Source organism: Pseudomonas sp. NFACC16-2 (assembly GCF_900119205.1).
GTDB classification, from domain to species: Bacteria; Pseudomonadota; Gammaproteobacteria; order Pseudomonadales; family Pseudomonadaceae; genus Aquipseudomonas; species Aquipseudomonas fluorescens_Q.
This window is the reverse complement of sequence record NZ_FPIX01000030.1, coordinates 12,562-28,956: the sequence shown is the minus strand read 5'-3', so window position 1 is coordinate 28,956 and position 16,395 is coordinate 12,562. Positions and strand designations below refer to the sequence as shown.

Here is a 16,395-nt window from a genome sequence, read left to right as displayed (position 1 = left end):
GATGAATATCCCAAACCTGATTACCGTTCTACGCGTCCTGCTCATCCCGATCTTCATATTGCTGTTCTATTTGCCGTACCACTGGAGCTACGTGGCCTCCGCCTCGGTCTTCGCCTTCGCCGCCGCGACGGACTGGCTGGATGGTTACCTGGCCCGACGCCTTGAGCAGAGCACGCCGTTCGGTGCCTTTCTCGACCCGGTGGCCGACAAGCTGATGGTCGCGGTGGCCCTGGTGCTGCTGGTGCAGGAACATGGCAACCTTTGGCTCACCTTGCCGGCGGCGGTGATCATTGGGCGCGAAATCGTCGTCTCGGCGCTCCGTGAATGGATGGCTGAACTGGGCGCTCGTGCCCAGGTTGCCGTGTCGAACCTCGGCAAATGGAAAACCGCGGCGCAGATGCTCGCGCTGGTGATCCTGCTGGCCAACCCGTCGGACTTCAGCTTCTGGGTGCTGTTGGGCTATGCGCTGCTGCTGGTTTCCGCTGGGCTGACGTTGTGGTCAATGGTCCAATACCTGCGCGCCGCCTGGCCGCATCTGCGGACGGATGTAGAGCCGAAATAAAACTTTTTTGAATCAAAGGGTTGACGGCGTAATCTGAATCTATAGAATGCGCCACACCAAGACGCGGGAATAGCTCAGTTGGTAGAGCACGACCTTGCCAAGGTCGGGGTCGCGAGTTCGAGTCTCGTTTCCCGCTCCAAGATTCAGAAAAAAGCCACTCAGATGAGTGGCTTTTTTTTTGCGTGCGCCAGGCATGGCGCGTTGCGCGTAAGCGCAACCAGCTTGGTCGTGGTGGCCACGCTGGTGACTTGGAGGTGAAAGTCCTCTACACACCCGGCAAGGGGAAGTGTTAGCCAGAGGCAAGGGTGTCGCGGGTGACTGCGAATCCGAAGGAAGCCCGAGGCAAAATGCTGGCCTGACGAACAGGAAGCGGATTAGGCGGCGCAGCGGGGTAAGACGGCCGTAATCGTTAAAGCCCAGTACTTGCACGGAATGCTGTGACGTAGATCCGACAGGCATAAGCAGGAAGGTCGCGCGAATTACCCTGGGAGATCTGTACGCTTGCCAGTGTGCTACCGAGCGTCGAGAGGCGACGGGATGAGCGTGCAGAAGTCAGCTGAAGCCGTAGTAATCACCGAAACCGGGTCGATGAAGGGTCGAACAGGTTATGCCGCCAGTAGGCGTCAGAGTCTCGTCGAATGTCCGAAAAGCAGAAATCTCTCCACAAGAGGGCTGTAACCCCAAGTGCTGGACGGAATCCAGGGCTTGCGGCTGGCAGTGCGCAGGCATCGGCGGCGTCTGTGACGTGGACGAACGCGGAGCCGGACACGCTGATGGAGCGGGTGCTTGCACCCGCCAACCTGCGGCGTGCGTATCAACGGGGGGTCAGCAACAAGGGCGCACCGGGTGCCGATGGCATGACGGTGGAGCAATTGGCGGACTACACGAATCAGTATTGGCCGATCCTCAAGGCTCGGTTGCTGGCCGGCGAGTATCACCCGCAAGGTGTGCGCGCCGTCGAAACTCCTAAACCCAAAGGTGGAACACGGCGGTTGGGTATCCCCTGTGTCGTGGATCGACTGATCCAACAAGCTCTACTGCAACAGCTCACGCCGATCTTCGACCCTCTGTTTTCGGACTATAGCTATGGCTTTCGCCCGAACAGAAGCGCTCACCAAGCCATCGAAACAGCCCGCGCCCATGTGGCGGCGGGCCACCGTTGGTGCGTGGAACTCGATCTGGAAAAGTTCTTTGATCGGGTTAACCACGATGTATTGATGGCCTACGTCGAGCGCCAAATCGAAGACAAGCGGCGTTTGAAACTAACGCTGAATCGGGAAAAGAGCCGCGTGGCGCGGCCTTGGGTCTGTGACTACCTGGGCTATGGGAGGACCTGGCACCAACATCCGAGAATGAAAGTGGCGAGCCTGAGCTTGCATCGTCTACGCGACCGGCTCAGAGAGCTGTTGCGCGGAGCGCGGGGCCAAAAGATGGCGGGCGTCATCGAGCGGATAAACCCGATGCTGCGTGGCTGGGCAGGCTATTTCAAACTCAGCCAAAGCAGGAAGGCACTTGAAGAGCTGGATGGCTGGGTACGACGCAAACTTCGATGCATCCTTTGGCGTCAATGGAAGCAGCCCTCAACGAGGGCACGTAACCTGATGCGCCGGGGGCTCAAAGAAGAGCGGGCCTGCAAGTCAGCGTTCAATGGCCGAGGCCCATGGTGGAACTCGGGGGCGTCGCATATGAATCAGGCGTTGCCGAAGAAACTGTGGGATCAGCTCGGACTGGTCTCGATACTGGATACGATCAACGGCTTATCTGCATAACCTGAACCGCCGTATACGGAACCGTACGTACGGTGGTGTGAGAGGACGGCGGATGCAAATCCGCCTCCTACTCGATCTCTAGAAGAATACCGATGCTGGCGCGGTATCGGCATATTCCTTCATTAGCTGAATTTTTCCCTCCTTGACGATAAACAGGAAGTGGTATTCGTTCGTGTAAATTTGGCCATTGCTTAGTTGCGCCTCACCCGTAGCTTCGACGGCCAGGCGGCCGTCCTGCTCTGTGATTCCATGCAATGTAAAAACCATGCTCTTGATCATGGGACCTACCTGCTCGAAAAACGCCTCCAGTTGAGCCTTGTTAAGCGTTCCAGGTCCAGGCATCCAGAATGTCGCATCATCACTGGCCAGTCTGAGAGCAGCACCTGTGTCACCCGCTTCCATGTGTTTGAGGTACAGCAACACCACATAGAGGTCTTTAGAGTTTTCCATTCCAAGACCTCACCGGCGCCGCGGCAGCAGCATACTGATCAGAAAAGTGGCAAGTCGAAAGTTGAGCAAACGCAAACCGCCGCGCATTTCTTCGGGACGCAACTGGGCAACAATCGGCATGGCGCCGAAGGCAGTACCTTTGAGCAGCAGCAGGTCACCGTCGCGCTCAAGGGATTGGATCTGCATCAGTTCGCTACCATCAGGAGAGTAAAGTTTCATCACGCCACCTTGCTGAATAGGCTGAAGTTCATTTTCAAGTCATCGAACATGCGCATGGCCGTTGCTCGCCCGGCACCAAAGACGCCGCCACCTGGGTGCTGAAATGGGCCGACGAGGTAGAAACGATCAACGCCAGGTACTGTATTTCGACCTAGTTCAGGTGTAGGCCGATGAGCACCGAACTGATGTTGGTATCCGGCAATACCATGCAAATCACCCCGTTGGAAACTGGGTGATGTCCGTTGCATGTCGAGTGGCGAATCGATATGGCGGTCGATAATCAAGTTGCTATCAAGGTTGCGGAAATAGGGGCTCATTCGATCAATCAGTTGCTCTGCGTATTCATCCTTGAAGTCGTCCCAATATTCAGGGGTGCGGCCTTCCAATTGAAAAGGGACATACGCCCATGCATGCATCGTGGCCTTGCCTGAAGGTGCGCGAGTCGGATCGATGTTGGTGGGAGACGCGAGCGCTAGCAGCGGGTCTTTGGGGAGTTCGCCATATCGCACGTCGTCGAAAGACCTGCGGAAACGTGGCAGGCTCATTGGCAGAAGTTCGATGAAGGCCGCCTTGTCCACGTGATCGCCAGCCACAAAACGAAGCTTCTCATTGAGTGCAGCATGAATCGTAATGCATGCGCAGGGTGAATTAAGCGTTCGTTCGGCGCGCTCGAAAACTTGTGGTTCGACCCCCGCTTCGTCCAGGTAGCCGCGCAACAGATGCGGGTGAATTCCCCCGATCACGGCGTCGGTTGCTTCAAAAACGCGCCCGTCATGAGTTCGCACAGACCGTGCGCGACCACCGGAAACAGTGATTTTGGCAACATCGACATCGGCGAGCACTTCACCGCCGTGGTCGCGAATGCAGCGGATCAGCGACTCTGTCAGTGCACCGCTGCCGCCCACTGGAATACCAATGCCGTACTTCTCCATGAAGCCCAGGAACATGAACAGACTGATACCTGAGCCGAGTTCTTCTGGACTGGCAAGGTTTTCCCCAACCATTCGAGCAAAGTGCAGCCGTACTTTTTCGTGTTCAAACCACTCGGTGATAATGTCCCAACTGCTTCTCATCATCGTGGCGAACATTTCACGGCCCGGCTGGCTCTGGTCCATCATTGCGAATTGCGCACCCATTGGCACGGGTGCCGAATACAAAGTACCCAGCAACATCGGAAGATAATGTGCAGCGATATCGGAGAATTTCAGATAGGCCTCAGCGTCCTTGCGTGAGTACTTTGCCAATTCTTCATAATTCTTCTGGCGGTCGCGGTACAGGCTGAGCGTCGTTTCGTCGTCGAATACGGTGATCAGCGGCACCTCAGGATAAATGTACTTCAAGCCATATTTGCTTAGCAGGCCGAGCTCGTCGTTGCGAATCAGCGGATTGGCTTGAATAAAAATGTGGCCGACCGAGTGTTGGTCGTGACGGAAGCCAGGCACCGTCAGTTCCCGGGTCACTACACCTCCACCAAACCAGGCGTTTCGTTCCAGTACCAGCACTTTTTTTCCGGCCGCAGCCAGGTAAGCGGCTGCAACCAAGCCATTGTGGCCGGAGCCGATAGCGACGATATCGTAAGCGGATGTCATGTCATACTTCCTATTGTTCTTGTGAGGCTAGGTAAGCTCAGCCTTGATGCTAGGAAGAGGGGACGACGGTGACACCTATCCATCGATAGCGAGTAGCGCGAAGCCTGTCGGAAACGGCTCCGACAGGCTGTTTCGAGTCAGCTCAAGATGCCCAGTTGTCGGGCTCGTTCAGCGGCCTGGGAACGGCGGCGTACGCCAATCTTGTCGTAAATTTGCTGGAGGTACCATTTGACTGAGCCTTCAGTCATGCCGAGTTTCATGCCTATTTCCCTGTTCAAAAGCCCGACGGCTACCATCTCCAGGATGTCGAGTTCACGGCTGTTCAGCGCGCCGCATACGGGCGAGCCTTCCGGTTGCGGGTGGCTTACCGAGTTGGCCGACGCGCCGGATCGCCCCGCTTGCAGTCGGTTCAGCAAGTCGGCAGCGAAAGTGTCATTTTGCTCGCCTTCAAGCGCGGTGTCCTGAAGTTGGTCGATGAGGAGCCCCTGGAGCCAGGCGCCTTCATCCAGAAACACCCGAATGAAACCACAGGGTGCCGCGTAGGACATTGTCTTGCGCAACATTCTCATCGCTGCACGCTGGTCTGCGGCGAGCACCGACAGATGGGCGATGATGATGCCCCAACGAACCATGCTCCTGACCGCTTCAGCTTTTTCAAGATGGCGGTGCCAAAGCCTGGCGAGATTGATCGCATCGGGCAGGCGATCTTCAGCTTGGGCGACTCTGACCCAAGCTAAGGCTCTGGCCTCGTCGCGAGTGGTGATACGGGTATGAGGCGAGACGTCGCTCGCCTCGCAGCGCAGTCCATGCTTGCGTCCCAGACGAATGACTTCATCCGTTTCACCTTGGCGCAATAACCATTTGAGCCGTTCGGCGAGCGTATAAAGGCGAAGTCGTTCGAATTCATGCTCGGTTGCAAACACATCGGCTTCGTCAAGCATGCGCAAAGCCCCGGCTTTATCGCCGTCCAGCATCGCCAGGCGAGCCCGGGTCAGCCAGCCGGCGATCGCTTGGTCAACGAAGCCGATATAACCGGCCTGGGATAGATGTTCGTCCAGAAGCGCCCGTGCCTGACTGAGTTCATCACGTTCATAGTGAGCTTTGGCCAGGTGAACCGCGACCATGGCGGCCAGCGGCGAGCGTCGTCCCGCCAGCCGTTCGGCTGAGCGCAGCGCGGTGGTCAGTGCTTGAATTGCGGCATGAGTACGTCCGGCCATTAACCTGGATGGACCAAGAATCGCATTGTGAAACACTTGACCGAGGTCATTCGGCAAGCGTTGAAGGTATTCCGAAGCCTGGGTATTGAAACGCTCCACTTCCTCGAGTTTGTAATGCTCGCGGCGGGCATACATCAGAGCGGTGTAAAGGCTGGCACGTACCAGGGGGTGGGCGTCGTCATAGGTTTCTATCAGGCGCTGTGCCTGTGTTTGCACTTGGGGCATGTCGTCGCCGAGCATGTTCAGCATCAACTCGCGATGCTCAAGTATGTGCCGCAAATTCTTCAAACGAAGCTCAGGCAATAGCTGGTCATGCTCCAGCTGTTGGATACGTTGGCGGGCAATGCCCATCAATTTTTTGCAGGTTTCGAATTGCCAGAGCAGTTCCAACTGCCATACCAGCGCAAGCAGGATATTGGGGAATCGATTGATGATTTCGCCAGGCAGTTTTTCTGCCAATAACCATGCGTTTTCGTGAGTGCCAAAAATATCTTCACAGTAGGTATCCATGATTTCAGCGGCACGCAGCATGTCCTTGCCTGCCATGGCTTGGTTGAACGCTTCCATGTGATCGCCGCTCTGGCAAAACCAATCACTGGCTTGAGCGTGAAGGTGCATTAACTGCCCTTCATTTTTCTGCCGTAGTTCCCGGCGCAGGAACTCAGCAAACAGTGGGTGATACCGATACCAGGTCCTGTCGTCATCCATTGGCATCAAGAACAGGCCACGGCTCTCGCATTCGCGCAGCAGGTCCTGGCAGTTCTGTTGTTCTGTCAGCACATTGCACAGCGGTGCTGTCAGACGGTCCAGTACGGATGTCTGCAGCAGAAACTGGCTCAAGTGTTCGGGCTGCTGAGCCAGGACGTCTTGCAGGAAGAAGTCCGAGAATTGACGACGTTCTCCAGAGAAGTTCGCCAGATCCTGAATTTGCTCGGGATCGCGCTTGAGTAGCATGGCGGCAAGCGTCAGCCCTCCAACCCAGCCCTCAAGTCGTTGATGCAAGGCTTGGATGCGGCTCTCATCAATCGCGTCGACCCCGTGCTTTTCAAGAAGGCTGACAACTTCAGCCTCTTGGAAACACAGATCCCGCACGCCAAAATCTGAAACCTGTCCGTGCATCCGTTGCCGGGCAACGGAGAGACAGGGCTCGCCGCGAAACCCGAGTACAAAGTGCAAATTGGGCGGGGCATGCTCGATCAACATCGACAGCACCCTGACTGAATCACTGCCGGCCAGGTGATGTACTTCGTCGAGGAAGAGATACAGGGGGGGCGAGTCTGGCTTGCCTGACACGATGCTCAGGAGGCTGCTTAACGCCACGCTCAGTTTGGTTTCACCACCCCGACTCAGATGACCGTTCGGCGGCCCATCTTGATCGCCCAGCTCCAACACAGCTTTCAGATAGGCGACGAAGGTCGCCAGATCGCGATCGCTGGGGTCGATGGTGAGCCATGCGACGTAGCTGCCAGCAGCCAACAGATGCTGGTAGTACTGCATGAGCAAGCTGGTTTTGCCGTAGCCCGGCGGGGACTGGATCAGCACGAGTGGGATGAGGGCCGCGTCTTCGAGCCGCTTCAGCAGGCGCGGCCGGGGTATCAAATGCCCCGCGAGATGGGGTGGCTGCAGCTTCGACAAGTGCAAAAATATTTGCAGTGGATTATGTTGTTCACGGACAGGTTTATCGCTAAGGCTGCGCATCGTCGCGGAACTCCAGAAAGTACGGGCCGATGGTTCGGCCTCTTGTTGATCTCATTGGTCTGGCGATGGAAATGATCTGGTGCACGCCATCTTACCGCTTAGGTCCTGGCCTATGTCTACTTCAGCGCTACTGCGTCCGATGCAATGCGAAGATTTCGTTAGACGGATCGCCATGGACCGGATAGCGCTGGCAGACCAGAGGATCGTGGCCCGGCACCAAATGCGCGGATGACTCGGCCAACGCGAGCAGGCGGCGGTAGCCATCGAGCATGTCGCCGACGTTCAGGACTACCGGGAACGGCGACTCTTCGATGAAATTGTCGTAGTAATGGCTGGCGTCCGAAGCCAGGACTACCCAGCCCCGTTGAGTGTGCACCCGAACTGCCTGGAGGCCCTGGGTATGCCCACCGACAAGGATCAACTCGAGCCCCGGAGCGAGGGTTGTATCTCCTTTGTGAAAGACGACTTTTTCCTGATAGACGCCGCGCACGATGTTGACCACGTCTTCAACATTGAACGGTTTGCGCAGTGGCTTGTAGGCCATGTAGCGACCCGTCGCGTATTGCATCTCCGATTCTTGCAGATGAAAGCGCGAGTACGGCAGCAGGTCGACGTTGCCGGCATGGTCGTAATGCATGTGGGTGATGATGACGTCGGCGATGTTTTCGGGGCGCAGGTCGAGTGCTTCCAGCGCTTTGATCGGGCATCGAAGCAGCTTCCGGCCGCGAGCGTCGGCGGCAGCCTGGTTGAAGCCGGTATCGACCAGGACAGTGCGGCCCGCTCCCTGGATGACCCAGATAAAGTAATCCATGGGCATTGGCAGGTCGTGGGCGTCATGGGTTTCCATGAAGTTTTCGTGGCGTTGGCGGGCGACCTGAGCATAGCGCAGGGCAAACACTTGATAATTTGGCAGGCGATCCATGGTGGACACTCAGGCTATTTGAGGAGGACGGCGGACCGGGCACAGCCGCGCTGAACAGCCAATGCGCGCGCCGAATCGCGGCAGGACACCTTAGTAAAGTGAGCCTGGCTGTGCATCGGGGCGGCATTGGCAGGGCCTCAGGCGTGCTCGTTTTCCCAGACTTTGATCGCTTCACTCGCGACTCTGAAACCGGCCAGCGCCAGCGGTACGCCGCAGTAGATGGCTGCCTGCATCAGCACCGCACGAATTTCTTCCTTGGTCACGCCGTTGGTCAACGCTCCTTTCACATGAACCGCCAGTTCGTGGTGCTGGCTCATGGCTGTGAGCATCGCCAGGTTGACGATACTGCGAGTTTTGAAGGGGAGGGTGTCATCCCCCCAAACCTCACCCCAGCAGTACTCGGTCACCAGTTGTTGCATCGGCTTGTTGAAGTCGTCAGCCGCTGCCCATGACCTCTCAACGTGAGCACTTCCCAGAACCGCTTTGCGATTGGCAAAACCTTTGTCGAACGTCGCTTGATTGCTCATGTGCATTCCTTATTGTCTGGGTGGGCAAACGGGCACTTCGACGCCAGCCCATTGTTCTATCAGGCAAACGATGCGTGTGAAGTCTGCGTTGTCGCCGAACGCGGCGCGGGTCATATTCAGTACCTGGCGAACGGCGCTGCCGACGGGCATCGGAATGCCCATGGCTTCGGCTTCGTCCAGGCACAAACGGGTGTCTTTGAGCGACAGTGCGGTGGAAAAACCGAAATCAAAGGTGCGGGGCAGGACAGCCCGAGGCAGCTTGTCGGACGTGGCGCTGTTACGACCGCTGCCGGAGTTGAAAACGTCCAACATCACCTGGGGGGAGAGGCCCGCCTTGACCCCCATCACCAATGCTTCGGATGAGACTGCCAATGCAGTGACCGAAACCAGGTTGTTAACCAGTTTCATTGTTTGGCCCAGCCCTGGTTCTTCGCCACAGAGAATCACTTTGCCGAGGTTGCCGAGGATGGGCAGAAGCTCGTCACAGGTCGCAGCAGGACACGACACCATCAGAGCCAAGGTCCCTTTGTGGGCGCCTACCGCACCGCCACTGACCGGGCAGTCGACGGTGATGATGTTGTTTTTTTCCAGTGCTGCACCGACCAGTTTGGCAACCCGCGGGCCGGTAGTGGAGAGGTCAACGAAGACTCGCACCTTGGAGCCCTGGATCACACCGTCTTCACCCAGCACAACCTTCTGAACGACATCTGGAGTCGGGAGACTGGCGAACACAATTTCGGCTTGTGAGGCAACGTCCATTGGAGTGGTCGCCTGGAGTGCCCCGTGCTGTTTGAGCCGATCGACTGCGGCCTCGTTCAAGTCGAATACAGTCAGTTCATATCCGGCCTTGGCCAAACGTACAGCCATGGGTTCGCCCATGGTTCCCAGACCGATGAAGCCGATACTCGGTTTTGACATTATCTACTCCAGTGATTATTCAGTTGGCCAGCCAGCCGCCATCCAGCGGCAGCATGGTGCCGGTGATGTCGGTGCCGGCGGCGCCACACAAAAAAGTGATCAGTTCTCCCACATGTTCCGCCTGGTTGAAACGTCCCGACGGCTGTTTGCCCTCAAGGAAACGCTGTACGGCCTCTTCATCGCTCAGGCCTTCGCTTTCTTTCAGAGCCTCGACACGCACCGCAATCGATGGGGTCAGCGTCGAGCCAGGGGAGATTGCGTTACAGGTAATGCCGAAGTTGAGGTTTTCCAGCGCGACCACTCGGGTCAGCCCCAGAAGGGCGCTTTTTGTGGTGACGTAGTCGACCCGGTTGGGTGTGCCACGCGAACCATAAATCGAGGTCATGTTGAAAACTCGACCCCAACCCCGTTCGCGCATGCCAGGGAGCACCAGACGCACAGCATGGAATACTGCCGAAAGATTCACTGCCAACGCTTTATCCCAATCTTCAACGCCCAATTCATGCACGGGTGCGAAGCTGCGAGTGACGGCGTTGTTAACCAGGATATCGATGCCGCCCAAAGTGCTGATTGCGTCCTCAACCAACTCGGTGACCCCTTCGGTGGTGCTCAGGTCCGCGTTGAGGTAGCTGACAGAAGTGGCGTACTTATCGCTGAGGGTTAAGCACGTCGCGGCCATGCTTTCTACCGATGCCCGGCCGTGCAGGACAACCGAACATCCAACGCTGGCCAATGACTCGCCAATGACCAGGCCAAGCCCGGCGGTCGAGCCGGTAATCAGCGCACGTTTGCCTGCCAACACGCTCATGCGCGACCTCCGCTCAGGCTTGGCTGGCCAGTGCTTGGACCATTGAGCAAGGGTTGTAACAGCGCGCGGCCCAAGGCGATTTCCTCATCGTTGACCTCGTGCGCCAAACCGGGATAAACCCGCAGCTGAACCGCGGCCCCCATGGCCCGAAAGACTTCCAGGGTTTGTTCAGTGCGGGAGAGGGGCACCCAGGCATCGGCATCGCTGTTGGCGAGCAGTACGGGGGTATCGGCAAGTGTGCCGTTCAGTGCCCATTGAGTCCCCTCGGGGCCGATCAGTCCGCCGGTGTAAGCAATCAACGCGCCCCATCGCTGCGGGTATCGATAGACATATTCACTGGCCAGGCAAGCACCTTGGGAAAAACCAAGCAATGCGATACGTTCGCGCGGTATACCACGCGCCTCAAGGTCATGAATCAACCGATCAATACGCGCCACTGCGTGATCGAGCAGCGGTTGGTTGTTGGCCAGCGGCGCCATGAATTTGTCCGGGTACCAGGATTTTTCGAAGGCTTCGACGGCCTGGTAAGCCATACCGGGTAGGGCCAGGCGCTCAGCGATGGCGAACATGTCCGCGGGCCCCTGAGTCCGGCCATGGATGAGCAGGGTCACTGTCCCGACGTCCTCGGGCGCAGGGCCCGAGGCGTGGACAGGCATGTTCAGATGGACGTTATCGTTCATCACTCGGCCTCAATATTTCAGTGGCTCGAGATACGCCGCTATCTCTTGTGCGCGAGCGCCCAATTGCGGCGGGATCTGGATCGTCTTGCCGAGGTCTTCGAAGGCCTCATCGACCAGAAAACCTTCAGGCTTGGAGACGGTTGCCTCGAACAGCGCGCCGCCCGGTGTGCGCACATACACCGAGTCGAAATAGCCACGGTCTTTGCGGTCGGACACGTCGGTATAACCCAACCCTTCAAGGTGCAACTTGACGCTGCGCTGCACGTCCAGATCGGTCACTTCGAACGCGCAATGGTGCACGGTGCCTTCGCCATAGGCCCAAGAACCTTGCACCAGATCGGGTTCGTGCTGGAAGTCGATGATCGCGCCCGAGCCGCCATTGCCCACTTCATAGCGGCTGAACGCGCCATCGGTGTCTTTCAGTTTGCCGCTCCAACCGTAGTGCATGAACTCGGCGGAGTTCTCCATGTCACGTACCGATACGGTGATGCCGTGAGTACCGCGAATACCGAACTCCGAAGGCACCACACCGTTGGAGTAGGGTTTACGATCATCATCCGCAATGCCGACCAATTCATATTCGATGCCACACGGATGGGCAAAATGCAGTAGCTGTTCGCCGAAACGCTCATGGAACTCGGGTTTGAAACCGTGGTTCTCCAAGTGCCTGGCCCAGAAGGCCAGGGAAGAAACCGGGACGGACAACGCCAGCGTTTTGACCTGGCCACTGCCGCGACGAGCCATGCGGCCGGATTGGCGCATCGGGAAGCAGGTAATCAGTGTGCTTTCTTCGCCGATGTCATTACCGTAGTAGAAGTGGTAAATCGGGTCGGTGCCGTCGTACAGGCCGGTTTTCTTGACGCTCTTGAGGCCAAGCACCTTGGTGTGGAAGTCGTAGTCCTCCTGAGCACCACCGACGTTCAAAGTGATGTGGTGGTGGCGAAGGATATGCGGGTTGAGTTCCATGGTCGTTCTCCTGTTGTCGTTTTTGACGATCGACTGCGGTGGGTCAAGGACGATTGCCGGCATACGCGTTGGCGAGCAGTTCGCCAATGGCGCCAGGTTCGATAGGGCGGGGATTCCAATACGGTGAGGCGCAGGCGATTTGAGTCGCGCGGGCGACATCACTCTGTTTCATACCGATCTGTGCAAGGCTGGTGGGTACGCCTAGGCTTTTCGCCAGGTCGAACAAGCCTTGTGCTGCGTTTTCTGTTCCAAGTGCGCGGGCGATGCGCGCTATGGCTTGTGGCGCGGCTTCGGCGTTGTAGGCCACCGCGTGGGGCAGCACCACGGTATGGGTCTGCGCGTGGGGCAGGTCGAAGCTGCCACCAAGGGTGTGGCAAAGTTTGTGGTGGATCGACATGCCGACCGCGCCCAGACACGTGCCGCAGGCCCAGGCGCCGAACAGCGCGTCGGAGCGCGCTTCAACGTCACCCGGGTTCAGGTGAATGCGTGGCAGCGCGCAGGCAATGGCGGCAATGCCTTGTTCGGCGAGCATCGAGATCAGCGGGTTGGCATCTTTTGAATACAGCGCTTCTACGGCGTGGGCGATGGCGTTGAGGCCGCTGGTCACGGTCATTTCCGCAGGTAGCGACAGGGTCAGCTCGACGTCGTAAATGATCACTTCCGGCAGCACTTTGAGTGTGCGTTGGGTGGTCTTCAGGCCGTTTTCGGTCTGACCGATAATCGGTGTTGCTTCGGAGCCGGCATAGGTCGTCGGGATGACGATTTGCGGCAGGTCAGTATTCAGTGCAATGGCTTTGCCGAGGCCGATGGTCGAGCCGCCACCCAAGGCGATCACGCAGTCTGCGCGGCAACGCTCGACGGTCGCCAAGGCGTCGCGGGTGACGTCGATGGGTGTGTGCATCGTGGCGTTGGCATAGACGCCCACCGCCAGATCGCCCAATTGCTCCAGTAATTGCTCGCCGGCGCTACGCTGCTGTGGCGTAGTCAGCACCAAGGCTCTGGAACAACCCATTGCTCGCAGTTCATCCGCGGCCTGAGCGAGTGTGCCTGCACCAAAAATGACGCGTGACGGCAACGCGTTGTAGACAAAGGGTTGCATGCGGATCTCCTGTTCGACGGCGCAGAGTCGAGGGGGCCTGGCCTGCGCGCCTTTTTATGATGAAATCAGCATCCGGCATCTGCCTCACACCAATCACCTGCCGAAAGATAGTCAGAGGTCGGTCTGTGTTTAGCTTTCTTTGGATAGGAGCTTCGCCATGTGGGCGCAACTGCGCCGTCTACATTTGCGATTTCACTTCAGGAATTTGACTATCGCTCGCCGGGCATCGGCCGATTCATCCAAGACCAGATGACCGGCGTCGTCGAATACATGCAGGTCTGAGCCGGGTAGCAATCGCTGCCAGAACGGTGCCTGACCCGGCGGCACGATGCGATCCTGTTGTCCCCAGATCAGTTGTACCGGCACGTTGATCCGCTCGAGCAGGGCAGGCATCTGCGGGTTGACGAGGTGTCCGCCCCTGAGCATCTTGCCCACCGTGCCACCCTCACGCATACGCATTGCGTCAAACTCTTCGTCCGGCCCGGTGGGCAGGTAAGGCAGCAGCGTTTTCAGGTCGTTCACCAGATAACCGACGATGTCCTCGGGCGCAATGGTCATGAAATCCGGCTGCGGGTGTTCGGGCACATCCAGTCCTGCCGGTGCTACCAACACCAGTTTTTCCACTCGGTCGCCATGTCCCGCGGCGAACTCCGCTGCCAGGCGACCGCCAAACGAAAAACCCACCAGGTTCACGCTGTTCAAGCCCATGGCATCGAACAGCTTTGCATAGTGCTCGACGTAATTGGCCATGGATGAAATGCGCGGATTGTCGCCGGAGGATCCAAACCCTGGATGGTACGGAAGGATGACTTCAAAGTGATCGCTCCAGCCTTCGGCAAACGCCAGGCCATGCCAGGTTCCACCGCCATGCAGATATACCAGGGGGGCGCCTGTGCCGGCTCGGAAGACTGTTGTTTCACAGCCGTCGATCAGGTAGTTCTGGCGGTGATAGCCGGTATGTTCAACGCGACGATCACCGCAGGGTTGTTGTGACATGGGAGGCTCCTGTGTTTTTTTGGATAGGCCTCTGCCGGGAAAGCGGCAGCTTTTACCCAGCCTTCCTCTATTCGTGTGGATGGTCACCTATCGTTGGATAGCGTTGGATGTTTCGGTCCGGCAGGGTCAAGTCAGTCGGTTGGACGTTGGTTTTGCGTTGGGGCAGCCCGGCTTGAGCACCTGATTTCCCAATCTCTCTCGCGATAGTCATGACTCTATCTTTGGATAGGTGTTCGCCTGTCGCGGGCTCTTTAGTTTGAGCCTACAGCCAACCTTGCTGGCTGATGGGAAATGACTAACGGGCGTGCGCCCTTCGGGCAATCTTCACGAAGGTCGACTCAACAAGACCGGAGAACAACAATAATGAAATCCGAAGCAGGCGTTGTCCGCGCATCCGCGGCTGTGCTTAACCCAGCTGTACCTTTCTGCAAAAAAGCGGCTCTGGGCATTGCAGTCGCCGCAGGCCTTGGGATCGGTTGCGCTCAGGCCGATCAATTCAAGATAGGTGAGGAGATCGACGCGACCTGGAGCAACACGATCAAGTATTCCCTCGGGTCACGGCTCAGTTCTCCTAACGATCACAACCTGGCGAACGCCAACACGGACGATGCGGATCGAAACTTTGATCGCGGTTCGATCATGATGAATCGCTTCGATTTCCTCAGCGAATTCAACGCGCGTTATCAAAACTTCGGTTTGAGCTTGAGCGCCGCCGCCTGGTATGACCAGGCGTACATGTCGCATAACGACAATGACTCGCCTGGCACCTTCAACCCTTATTCAGTCGATCACGACGAATTCACTTCAGAAACCAAACAATGGGCGGGGCGCAACATCGAGGTGATGAACGCGTTTGTCTCCGGACAATTTACCCCGGGCGACATACCGGTGAGCGTGCGACTTGGACAGCACACACTGCTTTGGGGGGAGAGTCTGTTCTTTACCGATAACGGCATTGCGGCGGCCATGGCGCCGGTGGATGCCTACAAAGCCCTGACGGTACCGAATACCAAGGCTCAGGAATTGTTTCTGCCCACGAAGCAAATTTCCGGAAGCATGTTGTTAGGCAACGCCTGGACTATCGAGGGTTTCTACCAGTTCGAGTGGGATAAGACGCGTATTCCTCCAGTAGGCAGTTATATGTCTTCGGTAGATATTCTGGACCAAGGGGGGGAACGAATCATCGCGGCCCCCGGCACGTATCTCTACCATGGCAAGGACGAACATCCGGACGCCGGACAGTTCGGTCTTTCGGCACGCTGGCGCCCGGAGGATCTGAATCTCGACCTTGGCTTTTATGCGATTCGCTACAACGACAAGACGCCTCAAGTCGTGACCGAACTGTCCGGCGGTTTCGATCCGCAGTCGGGTTCTATAGGTTCCTACCACCTGCGATACCAGGAAAAAATCGAGCTGTATGGCATGAGCGCCAACATGACTTTCGGCCAGCTTAATGTCGGGGCCGAAATGTCTTATCGCCATGGTGTTGCACTGCGTGCCGCCAGCAACGTGCTGGATCCTGATGTCACCGGTGACACCCTGCATGCGCAGCTCTCAGCGATCTATGTGGGCAGTGCCGGTCCGCTGTGGGACAACGTATCGCTGGCCGGAGAGTTGGCCGGTCACAAGTTGATGAGGACCTTGCGCAACGGCGACCAGCGCGATCAAAGCCTGGATGACATCGCCTATGGCATGCGCGGTGTCGCGACCTTCGATTACTACCAGGTCACGCCGGGGCTCGACCTGCAAGTGCCGATTGGCCTGGGCTACAACTTTAAGGGGGAATCACCCGTCGCCGCCGCGTTTAACAACTATGGCTCGAACCAGGGCGGCGACGTTTCGGTGGGTATCGTGGGGATTTACCAACAGGACTGGAAGATCGGCCTGAATGCCACCCATTTCTTTGGCAGTGAGGGGGACAACTATTACACCGGTCGTGACTTCGTGATGGCGTCTGTGACTCGAACCTTCTAAC

Annotated in this window: 15 protein-coding genes and 1 tRNA gene; 4 read left to right on the top strand and 12 right to left on the bottom strand. The window is 57.5% G+C overall.

What is annotated here, in order from left to right:
• The first annotated feature begins 1 nt into the window (after position 1).
• The 3 genes from pgsA (at position 2) to BT116_RS21435 (ending at position 2,331) form a co-directional block, all read left to right on the top strand.
• A complete protein-coding gene (gene pgsA, locus BT116_RS21445; RefSeq protein WP_018608070.1) occupies positions 2 to 562 on the top strand; it encodes a CDP-diacylglycerol--glycerol-3-phosphate 3-phosphatidyltransferase in 561 nt (186 codons plus the stop codon).
• A 63-nt stretch (positions 563 to 625) separates the two neighbouring features.
• A tRNA-Gly gene (locus BT116_RS21440) sits at positions 626 to 701 on the top strand.
• Positions 702 to 1,200: 499 nt separating this feature from the next.
• A complete protein-coding gene (locus BT116_RS21435) occupies positions 1,201 to 2,331 on the top strand; it encodes a group II intron maturase-specific domain-containing protein (protein ID WP_083569175.1) in 1,131 nt (376 codons plus the stop codon).
• Between the two features lie 78 nt (positions 2,332 to 2,409).
• Here BT116_RS21435 and BT116_RS21430 read toward each other — a convergent pair whose 3' ends face one another.
• The 12 genes from BT116_RS21430 to BT116_RS21375 all read right to left on the bottom strand — a co-directional run bounded on the left by BT116_RS21430 (position 2,410) and on the right by BT116_RS21375 (position 14,420).
• Complete coding sequence (locus BT116_RS21430; RefSeq protein WP_072347025.1) at positions 2,410 to 2,781, bottom strand: nuclear transport factor 2 family protein; 372 nt, start codon at positions 2,779 to 2,781, stop codon at positions 2,410 to 2,412.
• A 9-nt stretch (positions 2,782 to 2,790) separates the two neighbouring features.
• Positions 2,791 to 3,000 carry a hypothetical protein gene (locus BT116_RS21425; protein WP_072347024.1) on the bottom strand — a complete coding sequence of 70 codons (210 nt, stop codon included), beginning with the start codon at positions 2,998 to 3,000 and terminating at the stop codon, positions 2,791 to 2,793.
• Entirely contained in the window at positions 3,000 to 4,589 is a 1,590-nt protein-coding gene (locus BT116_RS21420) for a phytoene desaturase family protein (RefSeq protein WP_072347023.1), read from the bottom strand. Before BT116_RS21420 ends, BT116_RS21425 begins: the two co-directional genes overlap by 1 nt.
• Positions 4,590 to 4,726: 137 nt before the next feature.
• The gene (locus tag BT116_RS21415; RefSeq protein ID WP_072347022.1) at positions 4,727 to 7,504 is read right to left on the bottom strand and encodes a winged helix-turn-helix domain-containing protein; all 2,778 of its coding nucleotides are present in this window, start codon (positions 7,502 to 7,504) and stop codon (positions 4,727 to 4,729) included.
• Between the two features lie 127 nt (positions 7,505 to 7,631).
• Positions 7,632 to 8,426 carry an N-acyl homoserine lactonase family protein gene (locus BT116_RS21410; RefSeq protein WP_072347021.1) on the bottom strand — a complete coding sequence of 265 codons (795 nt, stop codon included), beginning with the start codon at positions 8,424 to 8,426 and terminating at the stop codon, positions 7,632 to 7,634.
• A 137-nt stretch (positions 8,427 to 8,563) separates the two neighbouring features.
• Positions 8,564 to 8,953: a carboxymuconolactone decarboxylase family protein gene (locus tag BT116_RS21405; RefSeq protein WP_072347020.1), complete on the bottom strand. Its 390-nt coding sequence runs from the start codon at positions 8,951 to 8,953 to the stop codon at positions 8,564 to 8,566.
• Between the two features lie 9 nt (positions 8,954 to 8,962).
• On the bottom strand, positions 8,963 to 9,871 hold the full coding sequence (locus BT116_RS21400; RefSeq protein ID WP_072347019.1) for an NAD(P)-dependent oxidoreductase: 909 nt from the start codon (positions 9,869 to 9,871) through the stop codon (positions 8,963 to 8,965).
• Between the two features lie 19 nt (positions 9,872 to 9,890).
• A complete protein-coding gene (locus tag BT116_RS21395; protein ID WP_072347018.1) occupies positions 9,891 to 10,679 on the bottom strand; it encodes an SDR family NAD(P)-dependent oxidoreductase in 789 nt (262 codons plus the stop codon).
• Positions 10,676 to 11,359 carry an alpha/beta hydrolase gene (locus BT116_RS21390; protein WP_072347017.1) on the bottom strand — a complete coding sequence of 228 codons (684 nt, stop codon included), beginning with the start codon at positions 11,357 to 11,359 and terminating at the stop codon, positions 10,676 to 10,678. Before BT116_RS21390 ends, BT116_RS21395 begins: the two co-directional genes overlap by 4 nt.
• Before the next feature lie 9 nt (positions 11,360 to 11,368).
• Complete coding sequence (locus BT116_RS21385) at positions 11,369 to 12,325, bottom strand: VOC family protein (protein WP_072347016.1); 957 nt, start codon at positions 12,323 to 12,325, stop codon at positions 11,369 to 11,371.
• A gap of 43 nt (positions 12,326 to 12,368) precedes the next feature.
• Complete coding sequence (locus BT116_RS21380; protein WP_072347015.1) at positions 12,369 to 13,424, bottom strand: maleylacetate reductase; 1,056 nt, start codon at positions 13,422 to 13,424, stop codon at positions 12,369 to 12,371.
• A 192-nt stretch (positions 13,425 to 13,616) separates the two neighbouring features.
• Positions 13,617 to 14,420: an alpha/beta fold hydrolase gene (locus tag BT116_RS21375; RefSeq protein WP_072347014.1), complete on the bottom strand. Its 804-nt coding sequence runs from the start codon at positions 14,418 to 14,420 to the stop codon at positions 13,617 to 13,619.
• Between the two features lie 363 nt (positions 14,421 to 14,783).
• On the opposite strand from BT116_RS21375, the gene BT116_RS21370 reads away from it, so the two are divergent.
• Positions 14,784 to 16,394 carry a DUF1302 domain-containing protein gene (locus BT116_RS21370; protein WP_170845970.1) on the top strand — a complete coding sequence of 537 codons (1,611 nt, stop codon included), beginning with the start codon at positions 14,784 to 14,786 and terminating at the stop codon, positions 16,392 to 16,394.
• Position 16,395: the final 1 nt, after the last annotated feature.

Coding starts and splice junctions, on each gene's coding strand:
- pgsA (WP_018608070.1), top strand. CDS start 2: ATGAATATCCCAAACCTGATTACCGTTCTACGCGTCCTGCTCATCCCG.
- BT116_RS21435 (WP_083569175.1), top strand. CDS start 1,201: ATGTCCGAAAAGCAGAAATCTCTCCACAAGAGGGCTGTAACCCCAAGT.
- BT116_RS21430 (WP_072347025.1), bottom strand. CDS start 2,781: ATGGAAAACTCTAAAGACCTCTATGTGGTGTTGCTGTACCTCAAACAC.
- BT116_RS21425 (WP_072347024.1), bottom strand. CDS start 3,000: ATGAAACTTTACTCTCCTGATGGTAGCGAACTGATGCAGATCCAATCC.
- BT116_RS21420 (WP_072347023.1), bottom strand. CDS start 4,589: ATGACATCCGCTTACGATATCGTCGCTATCGGCTCCGGCCACAATGGC.
- BT116_RS21415 (WP_072347022.1), bottom strand. CDS start 7,504: ATGCGCAGCCTTAGCGATAAACCTGTCCGTGAACAACATAATCCACTG.
- BT116_RS21410 (WP_072347021.1), bottom strand. CDS start 8,426: ATGGATCGCCTGCCAAATTATCAAGTGTTTGCCCTGCGCTATGCTCAG.
- BT116_RS21405 (WP_072347020.1), bottom strand. CDS start 8,953: ATGAGCAATCAAGCGACGTTCGACAAAGGTTTTGCCAATCGCAAAGCG.
- BT116_RS21400 (WP_072347019.1), bottom strand. CDS start 9,871: ATGTCAAAACCGAGTATCGGCTTCATCGGTCTGGGAACCATGGGCGAA.
- BT116_RS21395 (WP_072347018.1), bottom strand. CDS start 10,679: ATGAGCGTGTTGGCAGGCAAACGTGCGCTGATTACCGGCTCGACCGCC.
- BT116_RS21390 (WP_072347017.1), bottom strand. CDS start 11,359: ATGAACGATAACGTCCATCTGAACATGCCTGTCCACGCCTCGGGCCCT.
- BT116_RS21385 (WP_072347016.1), bottom strand. CDS start 12,325: ATGGAACTCAACCCGCATATCCTTCGCCACCACCACATCACTTTGAAC.
- BT116_RS21380 (WP_072347015.1), bottom strand. CDS start 13,424: ATGCAACCCTTTGTCTACAACGCGTTGCCGTCACGCGTCATTTTTGGT.
- BT116_RS21375 (WP_072347014.1), bottom strand. CDS start 14,420: ATGTCACAACAACCCTGCGGTGATCGTCGCGTTGAACATACCGGCTAT.
- BT116_RS21370 (WP_170845970.1), top strand. CDS start 14,784: ATGAAATCCGAAGCAGGCGTTGTCCGCGCATCCGCGGCTGTGCTTAAC.